This window comes from Pseudomonas sp. LBUM1659 (assembly GCF_059716045.1).
The window spans coordinates 4,390,822-4,415,430 of record NZ_CP166797.1; the positions used below are offsets into that span (position 1 = coordinate 4,390,822).

The window sequence follows — 24,609 nt, forward strand, 5'->3', positions numbered from 1 at the left end:
GCGACGATTCGACTTGCTCGCTCCCACAAGGGACCGCGCACAGCTTTAGATTTTCTGCGCCTCAACCCGATCCCGCCCAGCCAGCTTCGCCGCATAAACCCCTGAGTCTGCCCGCAGCAACAGCGCATCCGCGCCCTCCCCGACGCGCCAACTGGCAATCCCGAAACTCGCGGTGACGAACCCGACGCCGTCGATCGGTGAACTGCGCAGCCCTTGCCACAACTGCAAGGCCAGCACTTGAGCCTGCTCGCTGTCGGTGTCCGGGCAGAGCACCATGAATTCTTCACCCCCGAGGCGACAGAACACATCCGTGCGCCGCAGCCGATGACCGATACGCTCGCACACGGCCCGCAATACCCGATCCCCCACGGCATGGCCATGCTGGTCGTTGATGCGTTTGAAGTGGTCGATGTCGAGCATGATCACCGACAACTCGCCCCCTCCACGCTGGACCCGAACCATTTCGGTGGTCAGGCGTTCCTGGAAATAGCGGCGGTTGTGGATCCCGGTCAGCGAATCGGTGATCGACAGCGCGCGCAACTCTTCTTCCACGCGTTTCAAGTCGGAGATGTCGGAAATGTAGCCATGCCAGAGCACGCCGCCACCGGGCAGCTCTTCAGGGGTCGCCTCACCACGAACCCAGCGCAGGCCGCGTATGGGCAACTGAACGCGGTATTCCTCGCGCCACGGGCTAAGGGTGTCCGCTGACGCCCGGATCGAGGCACGGACCCGAGTCGAGTCCTGTGGATGAATGCGCGTGAAGATCGATTCGGCATTGAGCAGCATCACATCCGGTTCGAGCTCGTAGATCTCACGAATACCGTCGCTGGCATAGATCACACTGAAGCGACCGTCGAATTCCATCTTGAATTGATAGATGCCGCCGGGCACATGGGCACTGAGTTTTTTCAACAACAGGTCCCGCGCCGCCAGCGCCTCATGGACGCGTTTGCGTTCGGTAATGTCGATGCAGATCGCCAGATGACCGACCCACAGACCTTGCTCATCGAGCACCGGGGTCGCGAGCATGTTCACCGCCAAATGGCTGCCATCGCGGCGCATCAGCGTCCACTCCCGCGCCTCGTGCCCGCCCTCTTCGCCCCCTTTGACCAACATCGCCTGACTGGTCGGAATCGGTTTGCCATACCGCGCACTCAACTCCGCCGCGCGCTCCACCAACTCCCGGTGCAAGTGCAGGTTTTCCAGGGTCATGTGCCCCACGACCTCGACGCTGGCGTAACCCAGCATCTGCTCGGCACCGGCGTTGAACGTATTGATGATCCCGCGCAGGTCGGTGGCGATGATCGCCACCTGAGTTGCCGCATTCAGCACAGCACGCAACTGTCCGTGAGCGCCACGTAACTCCTGCTCGCGGGCACGTAACTCCTCGGTCCGCTGCTCCACCATTTTCAGCGCGCGCTGACGCTGACTGACCAACACGTACAACAACACACTGAGCAGCAGACTGAGCAACCCGCCCAGCACCATCAGGGTCTTCACCGAGGAATGGTTGGCCTTTATAAAGGCTTCGCTCGGCGTGATGTCGACTTGATAATCGTGATCGGCCAGTCGCAACAGCCGGCTCGCGGACAAATGACTGGCTGCAGGTCCGTTGAAGGATTCGAAAAGCGCTTCGTGCTGCTCGCCGACCGACAAGTCGAGAATGCGCACCGAGAGATAGTCGCGCATGGAATCCGGCAATCCCTCTGCCAGTAACTGGCGCATGCTGATCACTGCCATGACATAACCGAAGGGTTTTACCCCCGTAATGCTTGGCGTGTTGCGCATCATCACCGGCGCTACCAGCAGCACGCCACGCGCATAGGCCGGCTCGATACTGACCAGATGCATCGGCTGCGACACCGCCATGGCGCCCAGTCTGTCCGCCCGTTCAACGGTTGATCGACGCATCGATTCGGTCAGCAAGTCGTAACCCAGCAGCGAGCCCAGTCGACTTTGCGTCTGACTGTAAAGCACCGCCACGTATTCATCGCGGCCAGCGGCCAATTGCAGTTGACCGTTGCCGTCAAGTTCACGAATGGTGAAGTCGCGCAATCCCTCTTCCCGCGCCTTGCGCTCGAATTCCGCGCGCTCGGCACGCGTCACTCGCGCCGCGAATTCATAGGCTTGAGTCCGGTGCAACAGGGCTTGGGTGTAACCGTCGAACTCCTCGCGGGAGACCGAACTGGAATTGGAGAAAAACCGGCGCAGGCCGTCGAGGCGCTGCTCCTGGTCTACGAAACGTTCTTCAATGCGGCTAAAACGCTCACTGGCCAGCAGCTGGAAACGTTGCTTGAGTTGATGGTGGAACACATTGAGCGTTGACCAGGCGAGTATCCCCGTAAGAACACCACCCATAATCAACACCAGCAGCGCGACCAGCCAGGCCGAGGCATCTTCGCTGATAATACCCAGGATCCTGGGGCGCACGGCGTGCAACGACATAGACGCAACTCAAAACGCCAGGTGCGGGAAACCCATTGGCCATGAGAAGAGTTATAGCTATTAGCCACTAATTTGACCAGCACTGAAAGAATCCAAAGAGCCTTTAAAAATCAAGGCTCTGTGGATCCACCGTTCAGGTGTCAACGTGCAGTGATTTTCCAGGCACGGTGGATCTTGCCGTTACGGGCGAAATCCGGGTCGATGGTCTGTGCGGTGATTTCTTCAACGGCATAACGCTCGGTGAGGTTTTCCTCAAGGACGAACTTGCGGAAGTTGTTGGAGAAATACAACACACCACCGGGTGCCAGACGCGCCATGGCCAAGTCGATCAACTGCACCTGGTCGCGTTGCACGTCGAAGATCCCTTCCATGCGCTTGGAGTTAGAGAACGTCGGCGGGTCGATGAAAATCAGGTCGTATTCGTCACGGCAGGCGTCGAGCCAAGCCATCACATCGCCCTGTTCCAGACGGTTCTTGTCAGAGAAACCGTTCAGCGACAGATTACGTCGCGCCCAGTCCAGGTAGGTTTTCGACAGGTCGACGCTGGTGGTGGTGCGTGCGCCGCCCTTGGCCGCGTGAACACTGGCCGTCGCGGTGTAGCAATACAGATTGAGGAAGCGCTTGCCGGCCGCCTCTTTCTGAATGCGCATGCGCATCGGGCGGTGATCGAGGAACAGCCCGGTGTCGAGGTAGTCGGTGAGGTTGACCAGCAGCTTCACGCCACCTTCATTGACCTCGACGAACTTGCCCTGCGCGGCCTGACGCTCGTACTGCTTGGTGCCGCTCTGACGCTCGCGACGCTTGACCACCACGCGGCTCTTGTCGATGTTCAGGGCCTGCGGAATGGCGGCCAGGGCATCGAACATGCGGGCCGAGGCTTTTTCCGGATCGATGGATTTCGGCGCCGCGTATTCCTGGACGTGGACCCAATCCTGATACAGGTCGATAGCCATGGAATACTCCGGCATGTCGGCATCGTAGACGCGATAGCAATCGATGCCTTCGCGCTTGACCCACTTGCCCAGTGCCTTCAGATTTTTTTGCAGGCGATTGGCAAACATCTGCCCGCCTTCGCTCAAGCGCGGTTGCTCGATCACCACCGGGGCCGGTTTGATCGGGTTGCCGTTCTTGTTGTACTTCTCGTACTTGCCCGGCACCACATCGTTGCCGGCGACTTCGACTTCCGCCTGCTCGCGCTCGACCTGGCGTTGTTCCGGGGTGCGACGCTCGCCCGTGACGAACTGGTCTGGCGTAACCTTGATCAGCAGCAGCTTGCACGGCAGCGCGCCATTCCAGAACGAGTACTGCTTGTGGCTACGAATGCCCATGCGCTTGCCCAGGTCCGGCGCGCCGGTGAACACCGCGGCCTCCCAGTTCAGGCAGGCCTGACGCAGACGCTCGCCGAGGTTCTGATAGAGGTAGAGCAAACTCGCTTCGTCACCCAGACGTTCGCCGTAGGGAGGGTTGCAGATCACCAGGCCTTTCTGGTTCTGGTCCGGACGCGGCTCAAAGGTACCGACTTCGCCCTGGTAGATCTTGATCCACTCGCTCAGGCCGGCACGCTCAACGTTGTTGCGGCCCGGTTGAATCAGGCGCGGGTCGGCTTCGTAACCGCGAATCCACAGCGGTGGCTTGGCCAGGCCGGCCGCGCAACGCTCAGTGGCTTCTTCGTGAAGCTTCTTCCACAGCGCCGGGACATGGCCAAGCCAATGGGTAAAGCCCCACTGCTCGCGACGCAGGTTCGGCGCCATGTCGGCGGCGATCATCGCGGCTTCGACCAGGAACGTACCGACACCGCACATCGGGTCAGCCAGCGCGCCGCCTTCGGCTGCAATGCGTGGCCAGCCGGATCGGATCAGGATCGCGGCCGCGAGGTTTTCCTTCAGCGGTGCCGCGCCTTGCTGCAAGCGATAACCACGCTGGTGCAGGCTGTGGCCGGACAGGTCGAGGGAAAGAATCGCTTCCCCACGGTCCAGGCGCAGGTGAATGCGCAGGTCCGGGTTGAGTTTATCGATCGACGGACGGTCGCCTTGCGGGGTGCGCAGTTTGTCGACGATGGCGTCTTTGACTTTCAAAGCGCCAAAGTGGGTGTTGTCGATACCCGAGCCATGGCCGCTGAACTCGACGGCCAAGGTGCCGGCGTTGAGCATGTGGTCTTGCCACTCGATGTCCAGCACGCCGTGGTAAAGGTCTTCGGCGTCCTTCATCGGGAAACGCTTGAGCACCAGCAACACCCGGTTCGCCAGACGCGACCACAGGCACAGGCGGTAAGCGGTTTCCATGGTCGCCATGCCGCGCACGGCAGAGGTGTGCTCACGTGCTTCTTCAAGGCCAAGCCCGACGGCTTCCTCGATCAGAAGGCCTTCAAGGCCTTTGGGGCAAGTGAGGAAGATTTCGAATTGATCGGACATTGGATTTTCAGAGCCTTTAGCTAAGTGAACCGACAACGCATTGCCGGTCCGGATTTCAATCAGGCGCTTTTCTAAAAGAGCGCCCGCGTGGCACGAAGGTGTGCCGTCCCACCTGTGCTGCTCAGGTTAGAAGAGCTTAGATGCACAGGCAGATAAAAAAGTTGATGCAACAAAATGTCATAAGTCGACCCTTCGTCGAATAATGCTCCCACGCAACAGAAGTCATTCTCACTAAGGATTAACCCCATCATCCTGCGGGGGGCCGATCATACAGGGCTTTACCAACAAACACGGGGCAAACATCGTGTTACTTATGGCCATAGCATCTTTATCGTTACGTTCTTATGACAAAACGATCATTCCCTCGATGTGACGCATTGGTTAGAACTCAACACAGGTTGACGCCGCAACGGCGTCAACACCTTGGCTCGCGACGCCGGCAGCGGGCCCCAACGGCAGAGTTTTTTCTGCCAGACCTCGATTGAGGTCTACGCGATGAATACAGTCAACAAGTGAGGGCAACACCCTATGAGAAGACTTAAGCGTGATCCGTTGGAAAGAGCATTTTTGCGCGGATATCAATATGGCGTTGGTGGCAAATCCCGTGAGCTTTGCCCATTTACTCTACCGTCAGTACGCCAAGCCTGGATTAACGGCTGGCGCGAGGGACGCGGCGACAACTGGGACGGTATGACCGGCACTGCGGGAATCCACAGACTCAACGAACTTCACGCCGTCGGCAATTAATTACAGGGCCTGACACTCCGACACGACAATCTGATGACTGACTGAATTAACCACGCACGTCCCATCCGGACGGCGGGCTTCGGCCCAGGGGCTCCTTCGAGGAGCCCTTTTTTATGTCTGATCTCTGGCTAAACACAATCCCTTGCAGGAGCCCGGCTTGCTGGCGATAGCGTCCTTGAGATCGCCATCGCCGGCAAGCCGGGCTCCTACAGGGGGTTAGCGCAAGGCTGCGATGGCGTCCTTGAGATCGCCATCGCCGGCAAGCCGGGCTCCTACAGGGGGTTAGCGCAAGGCTGCGATAGCGTCCTTGAGATCGCCATCGCCGGCAAGCTGGGCTCCTACAGGGGGTTAGCGCAAGGCTGCGATAGCGTCCTTGAGATCGCCATCGCCGGCAAGCCGGGCTCCTACAGGGGGTTAGCGCAAGGCTGCGATGGCGTCCTTGAGATCGCCATCGCCGGCAAGCCGGGCTCCACAGGGGGTTAGCGCAGTGCTGCGATGGCGTCTACCGACTCACGAATCAACGCCGGGCCTTTGTAGATAAAGCCGGAGTAGATCTGCACCAGGCTCGCACCCGCCGCGATTTTCTCGGCCGCGTGTTTGCCTTCGGTGATGCCGCCCACGGCGATGATCGGCAAGCGACCTGCCAGTTCCGTCGCCAGCACTTTCACAGTGTTAGTGCTCTTGTCGCGAACCGGTGCGCCGGACAGGCCACCCGCCTCGTCACCGTATTCCATGCCTTCGACGCCAACACGGCTCAGGGTGGTGTTGGTGGCGATCACCGCGTCCATCCCGGTTTCAATCAGCGCTTGTGCGACTTGTGCGGTTTCTTCGTCGGTCATGTCCGGCGCGATCTTGATCGCCAGCGGGACATGTTTGCCGTGACGCAACGCCAGTTCCGCGCGGCGCGTGGCCAGATCAGCGAGCAACTGCTTGAGCGAATCGCCGAACTGCAGACTGCGCAGGCCCGGGGTGTTGGGCGAGCTGACATTGACCGTCACGTAGCTGGCGTGGGCGTAGACCTTGTCCAGGCAAATCAGGTAATCGTCGACCGCGCGCTCAACCGGGGTGTCGAAGTTCTTGCCGATGTTGATGCCCAGCACGCCTTTGTACTTGGCCGCCGCCACGCGGGCCAGCAGGTGATCGACGCCGAGGTTGTTGAACCCCATGCGGTTGATGATCGCCTCGGCTTCCGGCAGACGGAAAATCCGTGGTTTCGGGTTACCCGGCTGCGGGCGCGGGGTGATGGTGCCGATTTCGACAAAACCAAAACCCAGTTGAGCGAATCCGTCGATGGCCGCGCCGTTCTTGTCCAGACCGGCCGCCAAACCCACCGGGTTCGGGAAATCCAGGCCCATGACCGACACCGGCATTTTCGCCGGGGCCTTGCACAACAAGCCGTTGAGGCCCAAACGCCCGCCCGCGCCGATCAGGTCCAGGGACAGATCGTGGGAGGTTTCCGGGGAAAGTTTGAACAACATCTGACGGGCCAGGGTGTACATGGGCGGGTTTGACTCTGGGCTGAAAAGTGGCGGCAATTATAGCCGGGCATCGGGTTGCAGGCGAGGCGCGCGATGAAATCAACGAACGATGGCATATGCCTTGCACCGTCACAGGTATCAGCACTCATGCCAATGGCGGGATGGGTCGAAAGACAACGGCGTCGTCACTGGCCCTTGCTCTGGCAAGCGGCTCGGTACGGCGTTTTTTTATGCAAGGTGCCTGACGATGATTGAAGTTCCAGCCAACCCTCTGGCGTGGGTCAATGGCAGCGATGCCCCGGAAAAGACCGACATCAATCTCGGTTTCATGGCCTTGAGCGATTGCGCCTCGGTGGTGGTCGCCGCGACCCAGGGGTTCGCCCAGCCCTATGGCCTGACCCTGAACCTCAAGCGCCAGTCGTCCTGGGCCAACCTGCGGGACAAACTGGTCAGCGGCGAACTCGACGCCGCCCACAGCCTTTACGGCCTGATTTATGCGGTTCACCTGGGCATCGGCGGTGTGGCCCCGACCGACATGGCCGTGCTGATGGGCCTGAACCAGAACGGCCAGAGCATCAATCTTTCCCACGGTTTGCAGGCGTTGGGCGTGACCAGTCCTGAAGCACTCGACCGCCATGTGCACCAAACTCGCCCAAAACTTACCTTCGCCCAGACATTTCCCACCGGCACCCACGCCATGTGGCTGTATTACTGGCTGGCGAGCCAGGGCATACATCCATTGCAGGATGTCGACAGCGTAGTGGTGCCGCCGCCGCAAATGGTCGCGCACCTGCAAGCCGGGCGTATCGACGGTTTTTGTGTCGGGGAACCTTGGTCCGCCAGCGCGGTGCAACAGAATCTCGGCTTTACCCTGGCGACAACCCAGACCATCTGGCCCGATCACCCGGAAAAAGTCCTCGGCTGCACCCGTGCCTTTGTCGAGCAGTACCCCAACACCGCGCGGGCTTTGGTGATGGCGACCCTGGAAGCCAGCCGGTTTATCGAGCAAAGCACGGAAAATCGCCGCAGCACCGCACAACTGTTGAGCGCGCCCGACTACCTCGATGCGGCCCTCGACTGCATCGAACCGCGCCTGCTGGGCGATTACGCTGACGGTCTGGGCCATCGCTGGCAAGACCCGCACGCGTTGCGCTTCCATGCCGGCGGCGAGGTCAACGTGCCTTACCTGTCCGACGGCATGTGGTTCATGACCCAGTTCCGGCGCTGGGGATTGTTGCGCGACGATCCGGATTACCTCGGCGTGGCCCGCCAGATCCAGCAATTGGCGTTGTACCGCGAAGCCGCCAGCGCTGTCGGAGTCGCCGCCCAGTATCAGGACATGCGCAGCAGCCAGTTGATCGACGGCAAAGTCTGGGACGGTTCCGACCCGGCCGGTTATGCCCACAGTTTCAAGTTGCACGCCCTGAGCGACAGCTCGCACCGATTCGCCCAGCGCTGACAGGAGACTGCGAAATGCTGCGTATCCTGCTGATCAATGACACCGCGAAGAAAGTCGGTCGATTGAAAGCCGCCCTGACCGAAGCCGGGTTCGAGGTGATCGACGAATCGGGCCTGACCATCGACCTGCCCGAGCGCGTCGAAACGGTGCGTCCGGACGTGATCCTGATCGATACCGAGTCACCGAGCCGCGATGTGTTGGAACAAGTGGTGCTGGTGACCCGCGACCAGCCACGACCGATCGTCATGTTTACCGATGAGCACGACCCCGGCGTGATGCGTCAAGCGATCAAGTCCGGGGTCAGTGCCTACATCGTCGAAGGCATTCACGCACAGCGCTTGCAGCCGATTCTCGACGTCGCCATGGCGCGGTTTGAAAGTGATCAGGCCCTGCGCGCCCAACTGCATGCCCGCGATCAGCAATTGGCTGAACGCAAGCGCATCGAGCTGGCCAAGGGGCTGTTGATGAAGATGAAAAATTGCAATGAGGAAGAGGCTTACACCCTGATGCGCCGCCAGGCGATGAGCCGGCAGCAGAAGTTGATCCAGGTGGCGGAGCAGATTATTGCCATGAGTGAGTTGCTGGGCTGAGGACGCCATCGCGGGCAAGCCTTGCTCCTACAGGTTTGTGTCGTTCGCCGGATTTAATTCGCCACCAATCCTGTAGGAGCAAGGCTTGCCCGCGATGGCCGCGACTCTATCCCGAGTGTTGGCACAAATCTGGCTAAGTAATCACCACAGGTAACCAACGGCGGTTGCCCCACCTACGACAAAGACGTCGCTCACCCCATTTGCCCCTGGCGAATCGGGTGGCGGCGTTTTTTCGTTTTGGCCCCACAGCCCGGGGCCGGTGGTGCGGCCCTTAGGCGCCCCACCTGCTAGCTCATGACTCCTTCTCGAGACTCTTCACAGCTGAGGTGCGCGATGAATTCAAGCTTCTGGAAATCCGGCCATACGCCAACACTGTTTGCGGCCTTTCTCTATTTCGACCTGAGTTTCATGGTCTGGTACCTGCTCGGCCCGTTGGCCGTGCAGATCGCCGCGGACCTACACCTGACCACCCAACAGCGCGGGCTGGTGGTGGCCACGCCGATTCTGGCCGGTGCCGTACTGCGCTTTATCATGGGCATGCTGGCGGATCGTCTGTCGCCAAAAACTGCTGGGGTGATTGGTCAGGTAATTGTTATCTGCGCGCTGTTCGGCGCGTGGAAACTCGGGATTCACAGCTACGAACAAGCGCTGGTGCTGGGCCTGTTCCTCGGCATGGCCGGTGCGTCCTTTGCCGTTGCCCTGCCGCTGGCCTCGCAATGGTATCCGCCGCAACATCAGGGCAAAGCCATGGGCATTGCCGGCGCTGGCAACTCGGGCACGGTGCTCGCCGCGCTGATCGCCCCGGTATTGGCGGCCGCGTTCGGCTGGAGCAACGTGTTCGGCTTCGCCCTGATCCCGCTGATCCTGACCCTGATCGTCTTCGCCTGGCTGGCGAAAAACGCACCTGAGCGGCCGAAAGCCAAGTCCATGGCCGACTACTTCAAAGCCCTGGGCGACCGCGACAGCTGGTGGTTCATGTTTTTCTACAGCGTGACCTTCGGCGGCTTCATCGGCCTGGCCAGCGCCCTGCCCGGCTACTTCAACGACCAATACGGCCTGAGCCCGGTCGCGGCCGGTTACTACACGGCGGCCTGCGTGTTTGGCGGCAGCCTGATGCGTCCATTGGGCGGCGCGCTGGCGGACCGTTTCGGCGGTATTCGCACGTTGCTGGCGATGTACACGGTGGCGGCAATCTGTATCGCGGTGGTCGGTTTCAATCTGCCGAGTTCATACGCGGCACTGGCGCTTTTCGTCTGCACCATGCTCGGGTTGGGCGCAGGTAACGGCGCGGTTTTCCAATTGGTGCCGCAGCGCTTTCGTCGGGAGATCGGTGTGATGACCGGTTTGATCGGCATGGCCGGCGGTATCGGTGGCTTCGCGCTGGCGGCAGGCATGGGCGCGATCAAGCAAAGCACTGGCAGCTATCAACTGGCCTTGTGGTTGTTCGCCAGCCTCGGCGTTCTGGCCTGGTTCGGTCTGCACGGGGTGAAACGTCGCTGGAGAACCACCTGGGGTTCGGCTGCCGTGACGGCGGCTCGGGTTTAAAACCTCGATGAGCCTGCAACTGAGCTTTGCCCACGCCAGCGCCACCGGCCCGCGGGAGGAAAATCAGGATGCCCTGCGCCTGGTGACGCCGGCCCCGGCGCTGGCGGTCAGCAAGGGGTACTTGTTCGCCATTGCCGACGGGGTCAGCCAATGCGCCGACGGCGGGCTCGCGGCCCGTTCGACCTTGCAGGCCCTGGCGCTGGACTATTACGCCACCCCACAAACCTGGGGCGTCGCTCAAGCATTGGACCGCTTGCTGCTGGCGCAAAACCGCTGGTTGCAGGCCAACGGTGGCGGACAACCGTTGCTGACCACCGTCAGTGCTTTGGTCATGCGCGGCAGGCGTTTTACCTTGGCCCATGTAGGAGATTGCCGGGTGTATCGCTGGCACGCGGACCAGTTGCAGCGCGTCAGTGAGGATCATGTCTGGGACCAACCGGGCATGCAGCATGTGCTCAAGCGTGCGCTGGGGCTGGATCAACATCTGGTGCTGGATTTTCTCGATGGTGAATTGCGCCTGAATGAGAGTTTCGTGCTGCTCAGCGACGGCATCTGGGCCGTGCTGGGCGACACCGCCATTGCCGCCATTCTGCGAGATCAACCCGATCTGGACAGTGCGGCACACACCTTGGTCAATGCCGCGCACTTGGCCGGCAGCCAAGACAATGCAAGCGCCCTGCTGGTGCGGGTCGACGCCTTGGGTGAAACGAGCATTGGGGATGCGCTGATTCATTTACAGCAATGGCCATTGCCACCAGCGCTGAAACCCGGTCAAACCTTCGAAGGCTGGCACGTTGAAGGGACACTCGGCCAGAGCCAGCAATCACTGCTCTATCGGGTTCGCGACGGACAACAGCAACCCTGGCTGTTGAAAACCTTGCCCGCGGCGCTGCACGACGATCACTTGGCCGGGCAAGCGTTGCTGTCGGAGGAATGGTTTCTCAAGCGTGTGGCCGGACGGAATTTTCCTGAAGTCCATGCCGCCAGCCAGCGTCAGCATTTGTACTATGTAATGCGCGAATATTCCGGCACGACGCTGGCAGACCTGCACGCCAGTGTCGGATCTTTGCCGCTGGCGCAATGGCAAGATCTGGCCGAGCGCTTGCTTCGCGCGGTTGGCCTGTTGCATCGGCGGCAAATTTTGCATCGCGACATCAAACCGGAAAACCTGTTGCTCGGTGTTGACGGCGAATTGCGTCTGCTGGATTTCGGCCTCGCGTATTGCTCCGGTTTGTCAGAGGATCAAGCGTCTACCCTGCCTGGAACGCCCAGTTTCATCGCGCCTGAAGCCTTTCGCGGGGACATCCCGACGCCGCAACAGGATCTGTACGCGGTAGGCGTGACGCTGTATTTCCTGCTGACCGGGCATTACCCCTACGGTGAAATCGAAGCGTTCCAGCGACCACGGTTTGGTGTACCGGTCAGCGCCAGTCGCTATCGGCCGGATTTGCCGGAATGGATTGCGCAATGTCTGGAACGTGCCGTTGTGGCGGATCCGGGTCAGCGGTTTGAAACAGCGGAAGAATGGTTACTGCTGCTGGAACAGGGCGAGCGGCGCAGCTTGAGCGTGCGGCCCAAACCGTTGATGGAGCGTGAGCCATTGAAAGTGTGGCGGACAATGGCATTGGTATCGTTGCTGTTAAATCTGGTGCTGCTGGTTTTGGTTTTTCACGACTGACACACATCCCTGTAAAAGTCGCGCCAATTGCGAGCATCGTGCATTGATTCGGGGCGAAAACGCTCCTTTCACATTTCAAGTCTTCGACAAAGCCCAATAAAACCGGCCACCTGAAGCACTTGGCACAACCACTGCATTACCCTTTTCACCACACATAAAGCCCGGCCTTCAACGACGAAGGTTGCGCTTCCCGAGAGAACGGGACCAGGACAAAGGCGTCCTCGCTAGGCAACTAGCGGGACGCCTTTTTTGTTTGCGCAAAATTTGTCGAGCCAGACCTGAAGCCCTGATGAGGCAGGTCGGAGCTCCCCGGAGAACCTGATGAAAAAACTAAAACTGGTGATGATCGGCAACGGCATGGCCGGGGTTCGCACCCTGGAAGAACTGCTCAAGCTGAGTAATGAGCTCTACGACATCACGGTCTTCGGCGCCGAACCCCATACCAACTACAACCGCATCCTGCTGTCGCCGGTACTGGCCGGTGAGCAGACGTTCGAAGAGATCGTGCTCAACGACCTCGACTGGTACCTGGACAACAACATCAAGCTGTTGCTCAACCGCAAAGTGGTGGAGATCGACCGGGTCAAACGTCGTGTCATCGCCGAAGACGGCAGCGAGGCTGAATATGATCGGCTGCTGATCGCCACCGGCTCGACCCCGTTCATTCTGCCAATCCCCGGCAACACTTTGCAGGGTGTGATCGGCTACCGCGACATCGCCGACACTCAGGCGATGATCAACACCGCCAAGACCCATAAACACGCCGTCGTCATCGGCGGTGGTTTGCTCGGTCTGGAAGCCGCGAACGGCCTGATGCTGCGCGGCATGCACGTGACCGTGGTGCACCTCGGCGAATGGCTGCTGGAGCGCCAACTCGACAAGACCAGTGGCCAGTTGTTGCAAACCGCCCTGGAAGCACGCGGCCTGCACTTTCGCCTGTGCGAACAAACCCAGGCCCTGCACGATGCCGGTAATGGCCGGGTCGGGTCGGTTGAATTCAAGAACGGCGACATCATTCCCGCCGACCTGGTGGTAATGGCCGCCGGCATTCGCCCCAATACCGAGCTCGCGGAAAAATCCGGCATTCCCTGCAATCGCGGGATTCTGGTCAACGACACGATGCAAACCTACGACCCACGGGTCTACGCCATCGGTGAATGCGCCAGCCATCGCGGCATCGCCTACGGCCTGGTCGCGCCGCTGTTCGAGCAAGCCAAGGTCTGCGCCAATCACCTCGCACAATTGGGCTTCGCCCGTTATCAAGGCTCGGTGACGTCGACCAAACTGAAAGTCACCGGCATTGACCTGTTCTCCGCCGGCGACTTCATGGGCGGCGAAGGCACGGAAACCATCACCCTCTCCGACCCGATCGGCGGGGTCTACAAAAAACTGGTGATCAAGGATGACGTGCTGGTCGGCGCCTGTCTGTACGGCGATACGGCAGATGGCGGCTGGTATTTCCGGCAGATTCGTGAGAATCACGCCATTGGCGAGATCCGCGATCACCTGATGTTTGGTGAAAACGCGTTGGGCGACGTAGGACATCAGGGTCAGGATAAAGCCATGAGCATGGCCGACACCGCCGAAGTCTGCGGCTGCAATGGCGTGTGCAAAGGCACCATCGTCAAGGCAATCCAGGAGCACGGACTGTTCAGTGTCGACGAGGTGAAAAAACACACCAAGGCTGCCAGCTCTTGCGGTTCCTGCGCCGGCCTCGTCGAGCAGATCCTGATCAACACCGTGGGCGGCGCGGCAGACGTCAAACCGAAAAGCGAAAAAGCCATCTGCGGTTGCAGCGACCTCAACCATGGGCAAATCCGCCAAGCCATCCGCGATCAGCATTTACTGACGATCGCCGGGACCATCAGCTACTTGAACTGGCGCACCCCGAACGGCTGCGCCACTTGCCGCCCGGCGCTCAACTACTACCTGATTTCCACCTGGCCGGGGGAAGCCAAGGACGACCCGCAATCGCGCCTGATCAACGAACGCGCCCACGCCAACATTCAGAAAGACGGCACCTACTCGGTTGTCCCGCGGATGTGGGGTGGTGTGACCAACCCTTCGGAATTGCGACGCATCGCCGACGTCGCCGACAAGTACAACGTACCGATGGTCAAGGTCACCGGCGGTCAGCGCATCGATTTACTGGGAATCAAGAAACAGGATCTGCCGGGCGTCTGGAAGGACCTCGACATGCCGTCCGGCCACGCCTACGGCAAATCCATCCGCACCGTGAAAACCTGCGTCGGCAGTGAGTTCTGCCGTTTCGGCACGCAGAATTCCACGCAGTTGGGCATCGAACTGGAGCATGACCTGTTCAACATGTGGTCGCCGCACAAAGTGAAACTGGCGGTCTCCGGTTGCCCACGCAATTGTTCGGAAGCGGGCATCAAGGACGTAGGCATCATCGGTGTCGACTCCGGCTGGGAGATGTACATCGGCGGCAACGGCGGGATCAAAACCGAAGTCGCCGAGTTCTTCGTGAAACTGAAAACCGCTGAAGAGGTGCGCGAATACAACGGCGCGTTCTTGCAGCTCTATCGCGAAGAGGCCTTCTACCTCGAGCGCACCGTGCATTACCTGCAACGGGTCGGCATGGAGCACATCAAAAAAGCCGTGCTGGAAGACCCGGAGCGACGCAAGGCGCTCAATGATCGCCTGCAATTCTCTCTGTCGTTCGAACAGGATCCGTGGAAAGAACGCATTGAACAGCCGCTGCTGAAAAAAGAATTCGACGTCATTCCCGTGAAAAACCTGGAGGTGCTGGCATGAACTGGCTGGATATCTGCGCACTGGAAGAGATCAACGCCTTGGGCTCGCGGATCATCGCCGGCCCAAAAGGTGACATCGCGATTTTTCGTACCAGCGACGATGAGGTTTTCGCCCTCGACGACCGCTGCCCGCACAAGGGCGGGCCGCTGTCCCAAGGCTTGATCTATGGCAAGCGTGTGGCCTGCCCGCTGCACAACTGGCAGATCGATCTGGAAACCGGTGAAGCCCAGGCCCCGGACATCGGCTGCGCCCATCACCACCCGGCGCGGGTCGAAAATGGCCGAGTGATGCTGGCCCTGCGGGATGCAGGCTGATGGACCGTCAGATCACCGCGTCCACCTGCTGCTACTGCGGGGTCGGCTGTGGCGTGCTGATCGAGCATGACGGCGAGCGCATCCTCGGCGTCAGCGGCGATCCGGCACACCCGGCCAACTTCGGCAAATTGTGCAGCAAGGGATCAACCCTGCATTTGACCGGCGACTTGACGGCGCGGGCGTTGTACCCGCAATTGCGCCTCGGCAAAGGCCTGGCGCGTGGCCGCACCGACTGGGACACCGCCCTCGATCATGCCGCCAGCGTTTTTGCCCAAACCATTGCCGAGCACGGCCCGGACAGCGTGGCGTTCTACATTTCCGGGCAGTTGCTGACCGAGGATTACTACGCCTTCAATAAACTGGCGCGAGCGCTGGTGGGCACTAATAACATCGACAGCAATTCGCGGCTGTGCATGTCCTCGGCGGTGGTCGGCTACAAGCGCAGCCTGGGCGCCGATGCGCCGCCGTGCAGCTATGAAGACCTGGAACTGAGCGATTGCGTGATGATCGTCGGCAGCAACATGGCCTACGCCCACCCGGTACTGTTTCGCCGCCTCGAAGAAGCCAAATCCCGCCGACCACAGATGAAAGTCATCGTCATCGACCCGCGTCGCACCGACACTTGCGATTTGGCTGACCTGCACCTGGCGATTCTTCCGGGGACCGATGTCGCCTTGTTCCATGGGATTTTGCACCTGCTGCTGTGGGAAGACTGGGTCGACCGCGACTACATCAAGGCTCATACCGAAGGCCTGGCTGAGCTGAAGAGCCTGGTGCGCGATTACACACCGCAGATGGTGTCGCAGTTGTGCGGAATCAGTATTGAACAACTGCAGCAATGCGCTGAGTGGGTCGGTACTTCACCGAGTTTTCTGTCGTTGTGGTGCATGGGGCTGAACCAGTCCACCGCCGGCAGCGCAAAAAACAGCGCACTGATCAATTTACACCTGGCGACCGGGCAAATTGGCCGTCCGGGTGCAGGACCTTTCTCGTTGACCGGTCAGCCAAATGCCATGGGCGGGCGCGAAACTGGCAGTCTGTCCAACCTGCTGCCGGGGCATCGCGACGCCGCCAATGCGCAGCACCGTGCCGAGGTGGCGGCTTACTGGGGCGTTGATCACCTGCCTGAAAACCCGGGGCTGAGCGCGATCGAGTTGTTTGAGCAGGTAAGCAGCGGAAAGATCAAAGCCTTGTGGATCGCGTGTACCAACCCCGCGCAGTCCCTACCCGATCAGACTGCCGTGCGCGCTGCTTTGGTGACCTGCCCATTCGTGGTGTTGCAGGAGGCGTTCCGCACCACCGAAACCGCTGCGTTCGCCGATCTGCTGCTGCCCGCCGCCAGTTGGGGGGAAAAAGACGGCACGGTCACCAACTCCGAGCGACGGATTTCCCACGTCCGCCGGGCGATCGTCGCACCGGGTGAAGCGCGTCCTGACTGGGCGATCACGGTGGATTTCGCACAGCGTCTGGAGAAACGTCTGCGCCCGGAAGCGGCCAGCCTGTTTGCTTTTGAAACCCCGGCGCAGGTCTTCGACGAATACAAACAGCTGACGCGCGGCCGCGATCTGGATTTGTCTGGAATCAGCCACGCGCTAATCGACAAAATCGGTCCGCAACAATGGCCTTTTACTACGGGCTCTAGCGCAGGCACCGCCCGGTTGTATCTGGATGGTATTTTCCCGACTGCCAGTGGCCGTGCGCATTTCGTGGCCGATCCGTATCGCGCCGCCAAGGAACAACGAGATGCACGCTTCCCGCTGACGCTGATCACCGGTCGCCTGCGCGATCAATGGCACGGTATGAGCCGCACCGGCACCGCGGCGCAGCTGTTCGGCCATGTCAGCGAAGCCGTGTTGAGCCTGCACCCCGATGAACTGCGCCGGCATCGCCTGCAAACGGGCGATCTGATCAGCCTGAAAAGCCGACGCGGCGCAGTGATCGTGCCGGTGACCAGTGATGACAGTGTGCGTCCGGGCCAAGCCTTTTTGCCGATGCATTTTGGTGACCGCTTTCTTAAGGGTGGCATAAACACCCTCACGCTCCCCGCCTTCGACCCTTTGTCGAAACAACCGGAGCTTAAACACAGTGGCGTACGCCTCGAACCGGTCCAATTGCCTTGGCACCTTTTCGCGCTGATTGAGGGCGATGTCCAACAGCACTTTGAGACTCTACGCCCCCTCTGCGAGACGTTTTCCTACGTCAGCCTCAGCCTTGCTGGCCGTGAGCGCCCTGCGCTGCTGATACGCGCTGCCAGCCCCACCGCGCCAGATCCGCAACTGCTACGGGAAATCGATCAATGCCTGGGGCTCAATGAGGGCCCGGTCCTGGCCTACGACGACCCACGACGCTCCATCGGTAAGCGGGTGCGGATCGAAAACGGCCGGATCACTACGATCCGTTTGGCGGGTGAAACCCTCGCCCGACACTGGCTGCAGAACCTCTGGCTCGAAGGTCGCGCCGATCAACAGCTACGGCGCTGGCTGCTCGCGCCACTGAGTGCCCCGCCGGGCCAGGTCGACGCCGAAGCGACCGGCAACAAAACCCTGTGCAACTGCAAAAACGTCAGCCAAAACGCGGTCTGCACCGGCATTCGTCGTGGCCTGGACTTGCAGGGGTTGAAACAAGAATTGGGCTGCGGCACGCAATGCGGTTCCTGCGTCCCGGAAATCAAGCGTTTGCTGGCCGCCACCGCGCAGCCGCAAGCCGCCATCTCGTGAGGAAAACACTATGAGCGCAAAAGTCTGGCTGGTGGGTGCGGGTCCCGGTGACCCTGAATTGCTGACGCTCAAAGCCGTTCGGGCGTTGAGAGAAGCGGATGTGGTGCTGATCGACGATCTGGTCAACGACGCGGTGCTGGAGCACTGCTGCGGCGCGCGGATTATTCCTGTGGGTAAGCGCGGTGGCTGTCGCTCTACTCCGCAAGAATTCATTCATCGTTTGATGTTGCGTTATGCCCGTCACGGCAAATGCGTGGTTCGGCTCAAGGGTGGCGACCCGTGCATCTTCGGGCGTGGGGGTGAAGAAGCACAGTGGTTGCGCGAACGTGGTGTCGAGGTTGAGCTGGTCAATGGCATCACTGCCGGGCTGGCTGGCGCGACGCAATGCGATATTCCGCTAACCCTGCGCGGCGTGGCACGAGGGGTAACGCTGGTGACCGCCCACACTCAGGATGGCAGCAGCCTTAACTGGCAGGCGCTGGCCCAAGGTGGCACGACACTGGTGATCTACATGGGTGTGGCAAAGCTCAGCGAGATCCGTGAGCAACTGCTGGCTGGCGCAATGGCAGCCGATACGCCGGTAGCGATGATTGAAAATGCATCGTTGCCGCATCAACGGGAATGCCGGAGCAGCTTAAAGGCGATGGAGGCAGATGCCTGTGCCTTCGAACTGAAAAGCCCGGCCATCCTGGTGATTGGCGCGGTCGCAACCTACGGAACTAGATCCTTGTGGGAGCGTGGCTTGCCCGCGATGACGGCCGATCAATCAGCGTAAAACTGACTGAATCACCCCATTTCACCAAATCGCAGACAAAGAAAAGCCCGGCCTAAGCCGGGCTTTTCTCAGAGCTGCGGGCTAATTACTTAGCTTGAGCTTCAACCTGCGCTTCTACGCGACGGTTTACAGCACGACCTTCAGCGGTATCGTTGTTAGCAACTGGGCGGGATTCGCCGTAGCCAACAGACTGAACGCGAGTCGATTCAACACCGTACTGGTTGGTCAGAACTTGCTTAACGGCGTTTGCACGACGCTCGGACAGTTTCTGGTTGTAAGCGTCAGGACCGACGTTGTCAGTGTGACCTTCAACAGTAGTGCTGGTGGCTGGGTACTGCTTCATGAAATCAGCCAGGTTCTTGATGTCAGCGTAGCTGTTTGGCTTGACTACCGACTTGTCGAAGTCGAATTTCACGTCCAGCTCAACACGAACAACTTCAGCAACTGCCGGGCAGCCATCAGCGTCAACAGTTACGTTGGCTGGGGTGTCTGGGCACTTGTCAACGTTGTCGCACACGCCATCGTTGTCGCTGTCGGAGCAGACTTCTGGAGCTGGAGCAGCAGCGACTGGCTTGTTGCCGCCACCGAAGTTCACACCCAGACCGATGGATGGGATGTAGTCCCAACGGCCGTTGTCCAGTTTGTAGTCAGCTTCTACGCCAGCACGGGCGAAGACGTTTTCAACGAAGTAGTACTTAACGCCAGCGCCAGCAGTCAGAAAAGTCGACTGGTCACGACCGGTGTGGCCGTCAGCGGCTACGTTGGTCATGCTGCCGTGCTTAACACCACCTTGAACGTAAGGACGCAGAGCGTCGCCAGCGTTGTTGAAGTGGTATTGAGCGTTCAGACCTTCGTAGTCACCGCGGATTTTCTGAGAACCAGTACCGTTGTTCGAACGGGTGTAGTTGTCCGCGTTGTAGGTCAGGTTGATAGAAACGTCGTCGGTCCAGAAGTAACCGATGGAGGCGCCAGGAGTGTAGCCGTCTTCAACGTTGTTAACGCTGTCGTTGTACTTTTTCCCGTAGTTGAGCTCGCCTTCAACTGCGCCTTGGCCTTGTGCCAGAACGCCGAACGAAGTAGCGGCAATAAGAGTACCAATGGCCAAGCCCAAGGTGTTTTTCAGTTTCATCCGTTAAATCCCCATCTGGTGATTGTAAAGCAGTCCCTCAAACCGGGGGACAACTCGGCGGCTAGTCTATCAGAACTAGCCTACACGTAAGAGATATTTGCGCTGAACTAAGTTTCAGCACTGCCTGCAAATTTCTCACGCAATTTATCAAGAGCACGTTTGTACCGCATTTTTGTCGCACTCAAACCCATATGCATGATATCCGCGATCTCTTGAAATTCCAGCTCTGCGACAAAACGTAGCACCAGAATTTCCCGGTCAATCGGGTTTACATACACCAGCCAGCGATCAAGTCCACCCTTATCCTCAGGTTTCGGCATCTTCTCGTCAGATGCTTCCTCGAGGGGGTCCAGACTCAAGGCGTCCATCAAGCGACGCTTTCGCCGTTCCTTTCGATACTGTGTGATGCATTCGTTGTACGTGATGCTATATAGCCACGTCTTGAACTTCGATTTCCCCTCGAAGTTCTTCAAGCCATATAACACCTTCAGCATCACTTCCTGACAGACATCGTCTGCGTCGCGATCGTTCCCAAGGTATCGGGCACAAACGTTAAATAATGTTCGCTGGTAACGCCGCATCAATTCTTCATAGGCGCGTGTTACGTGAAACAGCTCGGTATGCGAGCGCGCGACCAACTCCTCATCAGAGAGCTCGCGGGGGTCGTAGCGCGTGGAGAGCGATTGAGCTTTATTCAAAACAAGTCGGGCCGACAGTCAGGTCAATGTCCGCCGCAGCCCTTTCAGGGCATTTTGCGGCGGCATACGTTAGCAGGGTTTGCCGGGTTAGCGGCTACTTACATGCTGCTCCAGGAGAATCCGATTCGAGAGAGAGACTAGCTCACCCTCATCGGTCAGCAATGTAGTTTTAACCGTGCCGATCTCTTCGATCTGCCCCTCAACCTCGCCAATACGCACTTGTTGCCCAACCTGGTAGAGCTCACGCACATAGATTCCCGCAAGAATCTGACCGGCGATTTCCCGGCTTCCCAACCCCATGGCCAGCGCAACCGCCAGACCAACGGTAATCAATACAATGACGATCACATGGTTGAGCAGGTCTGTCTTGACCTCCAATTGGCTGATCGCAACCGAAATACTGATGATAATCACCAGCCCTTGCGCAATTCGTCCCAACCCTGAAGCGTAGTCCAGTCCTACGCCTTCTGCTGCGCCGCGCACCAATCCATTGGCCAGTTGCGCCAGCAAAACACCCACCAGCAACACCAGCGCCGCGCCGAATACCTTCGGCAAATACAGAGCCAGCATATCCAGCGTAGCTGAAACTCGCTCAAGTCCGAGAGATTCTGCGGCAGAAACCAGAAAAATCAGCAGAACGAACCAATAGACAATTTTGCCAATCAGGGTCGAGATCGGTACTTGAAGACCGGCGCGGGACAACAGCTTAGTCAGCCCGGTGCCGCCCATCAGGCGATCGAGCCCCAGCTTGGCGAGCAACTTGGACAATAAAGTGTCCAAAAGTTTCGCCACGACGAAACCCAACAGCAGCACAACCAGTGCGCCGAACAGGTTCGGAATGAAGTTCGCAACCTTGGTCCATAACGCAGTCATTGCAGTGACGAGGCTCTGAGTCCAGAGATCAAGTTCCATATTAATCAGCCTTATCAGCAGTGCGAACGGTAGGTTTACGGTGACGGGACACCGGCGAGACGTGGGCCGAGCCGTTATTGAGGGCAATCATCAGCGCGGGCAACCAGCGACCCAGCAGGCTGAACAGATCACCAGCGCCGACCTGGCGGTTGGCGGTTTTCAGTACACGCCCAAGACACGCGTCGTCGTCCCGGGTGGACGGTGATGCATTGAGCATGTCGCGCAAAGACTGTTCAAACGGATCGTGCATACGCACCTCTCGTGATGTCTGTGAAAGACGCGGTCAAATTTGCTCGGGTCACATGACTCATTCTCAGACCCAGCGCAAACGTCGAAATAACCACCACTGCCCGAGCGCCACCGAGACCATCATCAGGCACGCAATCAGGAAGCCATAGGGACTGGCAGAGAACGGAATGCCACCCACGTTGATCCCCAAAAGACCGGTCAGAAAACTCATCGGCAAAAAGATCCCGGTGATGATCCCGAAACGGTACATCGTGCGGTTCATGCGCACGCTCAAGCGTCTGTCTTCTGCCTCAAGGACCAGTCCCACCCGCTCCCGGGTCAACTCCAGCTCCTCCAGGTAGCGGGTCAGACTGTTGTTCAATTCGTTCCAGTAATCGCCATCGTCTTCGACAAACCAGGGCAGTTTGATCCGCGTCAGTTGTCCGAAAATATCACGCTGTGGCGCAAGGAATCGTTTCAGCGCGGCGGCTCTGCGACGAATCTGCAAAATGGCGCCGTGCTCGGGAGTATACCGTTCGTCGGCATCCAGTTTTTCTTCTTCCTCGTCGACCACTTCCGAGAGGCAACTGACCAGATCCTGCACTTTGTTGGTGAGGTACTGCGCCATATACAGGACGAGTTCGGAGGCGGTTTTCGGCCCTTTGCCATCGGTGAGTTGCGCCAGCAATTCATCGGTTGCGCGCAAGGGTCGCAGACGCAAGGAGATAACGCGCTGGGCCGAGGCGAAGATTCGCACCGAGACCATGTCTTCCGGTTCTGCGCCGGGATTCAAATTGACCCCACGCAAAAATAGCAGCAGTTCGCTGTCCGAAAGCTGTAGAAGACGCGGTCGGGTGTTTTCTTCGAGCAAGAGGTCACAGCTGAATTCACTCAGACCGCTGGATTTACGCAGCCAGGTCTGGGTTTGCGGATGACTGCGATCCCAGTGCAGCCATAGGCTTTCATGGGCCTGTAGCTGCAAGTCGTCGAGCTCAGTCCGGGCTATCGAACGCGCACCGCCTTTACCGTCCAGCACCAGGGCATGCACCAGGCCCCACTGCGCGTTTTCTTCCTCGAACATCCGCATCCCTTTGTTGGTGTTGGCTTATTCAGGCATTTTCAGCGGGCTTGGCGAAATGATCACGCCGTTATTGTCCGCATAAATGTAATGGCCCGGATGGAACGTCACGCCCGCAAAGGTCACCGCTACGTTGAGATCGCCGATACCGCGCTTGTCGGTTTTCATCGGATGGCTGGCCAACGCCTGAACACCAAGATCGGTTTGTGCAATGACGTCGACGTCACGGATGCAACCGTAGATCACCAGCCCTTCCCAACCGTTTTTCGCGGCTTTCTCGGCAATCATGTCGCCCAGCAGCGCACGACGCAGGGAACCGCCACCGTCGACCACCAACACCTTGCCATTGCCCTTGAGCTCGGCTTGTTCCTTGACCAGCGAGTTGTCTTCGAAGCACTTGATGGTCACGATTTCGCCGCCGAAAGAATCACGGCCACCAAAATTGCTGAACATCGGTTCCAGCACCTGCACCAGCTCCGGATAGGTGTCGCACAGGTCAGGCGTGAGGTAATGGTTCATCGAGAAACTCCTGTAAAGAGGAAGACAATCGAGGGTGTCGAACGTGACCAAAATAGCTCAATGCGTCATATCTTAGCCGCAAGCCGAACAGAGCGGAATGCCCTTGTTAGAGCATCGGGCTCAAACTGCCGTGGCCAGATCCGGCTTGTCGCCCATCAAAGGTGTCTGTTGATCGCCCAGCCAACGCGCCACCAACGGCCAGACTTCGGCTTGAGCGGCTTTGCTGACCAGCATTTCAACGTGACCAAAATTGTCGCCAAAGCCCTGTTCGCGACCGAGGTTGATGAATTGCTTGTGCTCGGAACCTATCTGGTCGAACAGTTTGCGGCACGCCCACGCCGGGTCCTGATGATCGCCAACAGCGCTCACGGCCAACACCGGCATGGAAACGCTGGCCAAGCCGGCCCACCAGTCCTTGTCGGCATCGCCGAATCGCCCAAACAAGCCGTACCAGCGCATGCTTTCCAGGGCCAGACCAATCGGCTCGTCCTCCGGGCCGCGCTTGAGCCGGGATCCCGACAGCTGTGCAAAGCGTTTGAGAATAAAACGCCCGCTCCATTCCACCGGTGGAATTTTCAATGGCCAGTAGGTCCGGCTGACCTGCACCCCAAAGAAGGCCGCAGACGCCACCACAGGCTCTCCGATGTACTCACCGCCCAACGCCGCTGCCAGCGTGATTCCGCCCAGTGAGTGACCGATCCAGTGCGGAACCTGACCGCTTTGCTCACGCACAAACGCGCCAATGGCAGGCAGATCGTAACGAGCGTAATCGGCGACACGGTTCTTGCGGTAGTCCTGGTTACGCTGGGACAGGCCATGGCCGCGCATTTCCGGGATCCACACGTCGAATCCCAGACGCGTCAGGTAAGCACCCAACCCCAGCCCTTTCGGGGAAAACCAGAAGCGCCGATTGGAGAAGCTGCCGTGCAAAAGAATCACCGGCACACCGCGCCCCGCCGGTCCATCGGCCATGCCCAGCCGGGTAACGGCCAGCTCGACGCTAGGGTCCGGGCTGTTGGCCGGTTTCAATCGATAAACATCTTCGCTCAGATCGCCGCGTCGTTCGGCGCTGATCAGGGCGACAGGAAATAGGTTGCTGCTGCTTTGCATA

Annotated in this window: 19 protein-coding genes; 9 read left to right on the plus strand and 10 right to left on the minus strand. The window is 59.3% G+C overall.

The window, feature by feature from the left end:
- Positions 1 to 45 precede the first annotated feature (45 nt).
- Together ACA048_RS19815 and rlmKL are read right to left on the minus strand one after the other, a co-directional pair.
- A complete protein-coding gene (locus ACA048_RS19815) occupies positions 46 to 2,445 on the minus strand; it encodes a sensor domain-containing diguanylate cyclase (RefSeq protein ID WP_497625927.1) in 2,400 nt (799 codons plus the stop codon).
- A gap of 140 nt (positions 2,446 to 2,585) precedes the next feature.
- A complete protein-coding gene (rlmKL, locus tag ACA048_RS19820; RefSeq protein ID WP_497625928.1) occupies positions 2,586 to 4,856 on the minus strand; it encodes a bifunctional 23S rRNA (guanine(2069)-N(7))-methyltransferase RlmK/23S rRNA (guanine(2445)-N(2))-methyltransferase RlmL in 2,271 nt (756 codons plus the stop codon).
- A 528-nt stretch (positions 4,857 to 5,384) separates the two neighbouring features.
- Between rlmKL and rmf the strand changes: the two genes are divergently transcribed.
- Complete coding sequence (gene rmf / locus ACA048_RS19825) at positions 5,385 to 5,603, plus strand: ribosome modulation factor (RefSeq protein WP_007948532.1); 219 nt, start codon at positions 5,385 to 5,387, stop codon at positions 5,601 to 5,603.
- A 479-nt stretch (positions 5,604 to 6,082) separates the two neighbouring features.
- Here rmf and ACA048_RS19830 read toward each other — a convergent pair whose 3' ends face one another.
- Positions 6,083 to 7,102: a quinone-dependent dihydroorotate dehydrogenase gene (locus ACA048_RS19830; protein WP_497625929.1), complete on the minus strand. Its 1,020-nt coding sequence runs from the start codon at positions 7,100 to 7,102 to the stop codon at positions 6,083 to 6,085.
- 226 nt (positions 7,103 to 7,328) lie between these two features.
- On the opposite strand from ACA048_RS19830, the gene ACA048_RS19835 reads away from it, so the two are divergent.
- From ACA048_RS19835 to cobA, 8 genes are all read left to right on the plus strand, one after another.
- The gene (locus ACA048_RS19835) at positions 7,329 to 8,540 is read left to right on the plus strand and encodes a CmpA/NrtA family ABC transporter substrate-binding protein (RefSeq protein ID WP_497625930.1); all 1,212 of its coding nucleotides are present in this window, start codon (positions 7,329 to 7,331) and stop codon (positions 8,538 to 8,540) included.
- 14 nt (positions 8,541 to 8,554) lie between these two features.
- Entirely contained in the window at positions 8,555 to 9,130 is a 576-nt protein-coding gene (locus ACA048_RS19840) for an ANTAR domain-containing response regulator (RefSeq protein WP_497625931.1), read from the plus strand.
- A gap of 333 nt (positions 9,131 to 9,463) precedes the next feature.
- The gene (locus ACA048_RS19845) at positions 9,464 to 10,675 is read left to right on the plus strand and encodes a nitrate/nitrite transporter (RefSeq protein WP_497625932.1); all 1,212 of its coding nucleotides are present in this window, start codon (positions 9,464 to 9,466) and stop codon (positions 10,673 to 10,675) included.
- A 7-nt stretch (positions 10,676 to 10,682) separates the two neighbouring features.
- Positions 10,683 to 12,353 carry a bifunctional protein-serine/threonine kinase/phosphatase gene (locus ACA048_RS19850; RefSeq protein WP_497625933.1) on the plus strand — a complete coding sequence of 557 codons (1,671 nt, stop codon included), beginning with the start codon at positions 10,683 to 10,685 and terminating at the stop codon, positions 12,351 to 12,353.
- 321 nt (positions 12,354 to 12,674) lie between these two features.
- Positions 12,675 to 15,128 (plus strand): nitrite reductase large subunit NirB, encoded by a 2,454-nt coding sequence (nirB, locus tag ACA048_RS19855; RefSeq protein WP_497625934.1) that lies wholly within the window; start codon positions 12,675 to 12,677, stop codon positions 15,126 to 15,128.
- Positions 15,125 to 15,442 carry a nitrite reductase small subunit NirD gene (nirD, locus tag ACA048_RS19860; RefSeq protein WP_223516719.1) on the plus strand — a complete coding sequence of 106 codons (318 nt, stop codon included), beginning with the start codon at positions 15,125 to 15,127 and terminating at the stop codon, positions 15,440 to 15,442. Before nirB ends, nirD begins: the two co-directional genes overlap by 4 nt.
- Complete coding sequence (locus ACA048_RS19865; RefSeq protein ID WP_497625935.1) at positions 15,442 to 18,159, plus strand: nitrate reductase; 2,718 nt, start codon at positions 15,442 to 15,444, stop codon at positions 18,157 to 18,159. Before nirD ends, ACA048_RS19865 begins: the two co-directional genes overlap by 1 nt.
- 10 nt (positions 18,160 to 18,169) lie before the next feature.
- Entirely contained in the window at positions 18,170 to 18,934 is a 765-nt protein-coding gene (gene cobA / locus ACA048_RS19870; RefSeq protein WP_497625936.1) for a uroporphyrinogen-III C-methyltransferase, read from the plus strand.
- 85 nt (positions 18,935 to 19,019) lie between these two features.
- On the opposite strand, the gene ACA048_RS19875 is transcribed toward cobA, so the two are convergent.
- The 7 genes from ACA048_RS19875 to ACA048_RS19905 form a co-directional block, all read right to left on the minus strand.
- Positions 19,020 to 20,063: an OmpA family protein gene (locus ACA048_RS19875; RefSeq protein ID WP_497625937.1), complete on the minus strand. Its 1,044-nt coding sequence runs from the start codon at positions 20,061 to 20,063 to the stop codon at positions 19,020 to 19,022.
- A 107-nt stretch (positions 20,064 to 20,170) separates the two neighbouring features.
- On the minus strand, positions 20,171 to 20,761 hold the full coding sequence (gene sigX, locus ACA048_RS19880) for an RNA polymerase sigma factor SigX (RefSeq protein ID WP_477805146.1): 591 nt from the start codon (positions 20,759 to 20,761) through the stop codon (positions 20,171 to 20,173).
- An 87-nt stretch (positions 20,762 to 20,848) separates the two neighbouring features.
- Positions 20,849 to 21,673 carry a mechanosensitive ion channel family protein gene (locus ACA048_RS19885; RefSeq protein WP_128606861.1) on the minus strand — a complete coding sequence of 275 codons (825 nt, stop codon included), beginning with the start codon at positions 21,671 to 21,673 and terminating at the stop codon, positions 20,849 to 20,851.
- Position 21,674: 1 nt separating this feature from the next.
- Positions 21,675 to 21,923: a hypothetical protein gene (locus ACA048_RS19890; RefSeq protein WP_007944521.1), complete on the minus strand. Its 249-nt coding sequence runs from the start codon at positions 21,921 to 21,923 to the stop codon at positions 21,675 to 21,677.
- A 63-nt stretch (positions 21,924 to 21,986) separates the two neighbouring features.
- Entirely contained in the window at positions 21,987 to 22,982 is a 996-nt protein-coding gene (gene cmaX, locus ACA048_RS19895) for a divalent cation transporter CmaX (protein ID WP_497625938.1), read from the minus strand.
- Between the two features lie 24 nt (positions 22,983 to 23,006).
- Positions 23,007 to 23,498 carry a ribonuclease E activity regulator RraA gene (rraA, locus tag ACA048_RS19900; RefSeq protein ID WP_497625939.1) on the minus strand — a complete coding sequence of 164 codons (492 nt, stop codon included), beginning with the start codon at positions 23,496 to 23,498 and terminating at the stop codon, positions 23,007 to 23,009.
- A gap of 120 nt (positions 23,499 to 23,618) precedes the next feature.
- On the minus strand, positions 23,619 to 24,608 hold the full coding sequence (locus tag ACA048_RS19905) for an alpha/beta fold hydrolase (RefSeq protein WP_497625940.1): 990 nt from the start codon (positions 24,606 to 24,608) through the stop codon (positions 23,619 to 23,621).
- Position 24,609 lies beyond the last annotated feature (1 nt).

Coding starts and splice junctions, on each gene's coding strand:
- ACA048_RS19905 (WP_497625940.1), bottom strand. CDS start 24,608: ATGCAAAGCAGCAGCAACCTATTTCCTGTCGCCCTGATCAGCGCCGAA.
- rraA (WP_497625939.1), bottom strand. CDS start 23,498: ATGAACCATTACCTCACGCCTGACCTGTGCGACACCTATCCGGAGCTG.
- rlmKL (WP_497625928.1), bottom strand. CDS start 4,856: ATGTCCGATCAATTCGAAATCTTCCTCACTTGCCCCAAAGGCCTTGAA.
- nirB (WP_497625934.1), top strand. CDS start 12,675: ATGAAAAAACTAAAACTGGTGATGATCGGCAACGGCATGGCCGGGGTT.
- ACA048_RS19875 (WP_497625937.1), bottom strand. CDS start 20,063: ATGAAACTGAAAAACACCTTGGGCTTGGCCATTGGTACTCTTATTGCC.
- ACA048_RS19865 (WP_497625935.1), top strand. CDS start 15,442: ATGGACCGTCAGATCACCGCGTCCACCTGCTGCTACTGCGGGGTCGGC.
- nirD (WP_223516719.1), top strand. CDS start 15,125: ATGAACTGGCTGGATATCTGCGCACTGGAAGAGATCAACGCCTTGGGC.
- ACA048_RS19835 (WP_497625930.1), top strand. CDS start 7,329: ATGATTGAAGTTCCAGCCAACCCTCTGGCGTGGGTCAATGGCAGCGAT.
- ACA048_RS19885 (WP_128606861.1), bottom strand. CDS start 21,673: ATGGAACTTGATCTCTGGACTCAGAGCCTCGTCACTGCAATGACTGCG.
- rmf (WP_007948532.1), top strand. CDS start 5,385: ATGAGAAGACTTAAGCGTGATCCGTTGGAAAGAGCATTTTTGCGCGGA.
- ACA048_RS19840 (WP_497625931.1), top strand. CDS start 8,555: ATGCTGCGTATCCTGCTGATCAATGACACCGCGAAGAAAGTCGGTCGA.
- ACA048_RS19815 (WP_497625927.1), bottom strand. CDS start 2,445: ATGTCGTTGCACGCCGTGCGCCCCAGGATCCTGGGTATTATCAGCGAA.
- ACA048_RS19830 (WP_497625929.1), bottom strand. CDS start 7,102: ATGTACACCCTGGCCCGTCAGATGTTGTTCAAACTTTCCCCGGAAACC.
- ACA048_RS19850 (WP_497625933.1), top strand. CDS start 10,683: ATGAGCCTGCAACTGAGCTTTGCCCACGCCAGCGCCACCGGCCCGCGG.
- ACA048_RS19845 (WP_497625932.1), top strand. CDS start 9,464: ATGAATTCAAGCTTCTGGAAATCCGGCCATACGCCAACACTGTTTGCG.
- cmaX (WP_497625938.1), bottom strand. CDS start 22,982: ATGTTCGAGGAAGAAAACGCGCAGTGGGGCCTGGTGCATGCCCTGGTG.
- cobA (WP_497625936.1), top strand. CDS start 18,170: ATGAGCGCAAAAGTCTGGCTGGTGGGTGCGGGTCCCGGTGACCCTGAA.
- ACA048_RS19890 (WP_007944521.1), bottom strand. CDS start 21,923: ATGCACGATCCGTTTGAACAGTCTTTGCGCGACATGCTCAATGCATCA.